The organism is Rhodococcus sp. I2R (assembly GCF_020889545.1).
In the GTDB taxonomy this organism is placed as follows: domain Bacteria; phylum Actinomycetota; class Actinomycetes; order Mycobacteriales; family Mycobacteriaceae; genus Rhodococcoides.
The window spans coordinates 1-1450 of record NZ_JAHUTG010000067.1; the positions used below are offsets into that span (position 1 = coordinate 1).

Consider the following 1450-nt stretch of genomic DNA (forward strand, 5'->3'; position numbering starts at 1 on the left):
TGACCAGGTTCAAGCGGTCGACGCAACACCCCAAGGGGAAAAGGGGTTTTGATGGGACGAGTGCCGGATTGGGCCGCAGCATTGACCGGGCGAGCGGTGATGCGCTCGCCAGGACGGCCACCTGTACGTCGGGATCTCGAACGAGCGTTTTGGGGGAGGATCGCCGAAGGCCTCACCAGTGAGGATGCGGCGATTGCGGTCGGCGTGTCGGGACCGGTGGGATCACGGTGGTTCCGGCACGCTGGGGGAATGCCACCTATTTCGTTGGCCCCGGAGTCGGGGAGGTACCTGTCCTTTTCTGAACGTGAGGATATCGCTGTCATGGTGGCCGAAGGGTTGAGCATGCGCACTATCGCAGATCGCATCGGGCGATCACCGTCGACCATCTCACGCGAGATCCGCCGGAACGCGGCGACTCGCAGCGGGAAGCTCGAGTACCGTGCCTCGGTGGCCCAGTGGAAGGCCGATCTCGCGGCGAGGCGACCGAAGGTAGCCAAACTTCTTGAGCACGAACGCCTTCGAGAGTATGTGCAGGAGAAGCTGTCTGGTGTACTCCGCGATGAGAATGGCGACGTTGTGGGTCCGTTCGCGTCGTGGAAGGGCCGCAACAAGCCGCGGCGGGCGGACCGGCGGTGGGCGAGCGCGTGGAGTCCTGAGCAGATCGCAAACCGGTTGCCGATCGATTTTCCCGACGACGAGTCGATGCGCATCTCTCACGAAGCGATATATCAAGCTCTCTACATCGAAGGCCGTGGCGCGTTGGAACGAGAGTTGGTGGCGTGTCTGCGCACCGGCCGGGCACTGCGCAAACCACGGGCGCGAGCGAAGAAGCTTCGAACAGGGTTTATCACCGACGACGTCACCATCGCCGCCCGCCCGGACGAGGTCGACAACCGAACGACACCTGGCCATTGGGAAGGGGACCTGATCATCGGACTCAATCGGTCCGCTGTGGGCACGCTGGTCGAACGGACCAGCAGATTCACTACGCTGCTGCATCTTCCACGCAAGGACGGGTACGGTGAAGCGCCGCCGGTGAAGAACGGGCCGGCCCTGTCCGGGTACGGGTCCGAGTCGGTCCGTGATGCTCTGGCTGCGGCGATGACACCACTGCCGGAGCATCTGCGCAGGTCCGTGACCTGGGACCGAGGCAAGGAACTGGCTCGCCACGCCGAGCTGACCGCGGCGACCGGAATCAAGGTGTACTTCTGCGACCCGTACAGTCCGTGGCAGCGAGGCACGAACGAGAACACCAATGGGCTGCTGCGACAGTATTTCCCGAAGGGAACCGATTTGGCGCGGTACGACATTCGCGAAGTTCGAGCTGTCGCCGCCGCGCTCAACGATCGGCCTCGGAAGACACTCGGGTGGAGAACACCAGCGGAAGTGCTTGCAGAGCAGTTATACTCGGTCCCACGACGCGGTGTTGCGACGACGGGTTGAATCCGCC

At 63.4% G+C, this 1450-nt stretch carries 1 protein-coding gene; it reads left to right on the top strand.

The window, feature by feature from the left end; all coding sequences use genetic code 11:
- Nucleotides 1-51: 51 nt before the first annotated feature.
- A complete protein-coding gene (locus KVY23_RS24810; RefSeq protein ID WP_230558535.1) occupies nucleotides 52-1443 on the top strand; it encodes an IS30 family transposase in 1392 nt (463 codons plus the stop codon).
- Nucleotides 1444-1450 lie beyond the last annotated feature (7 nt).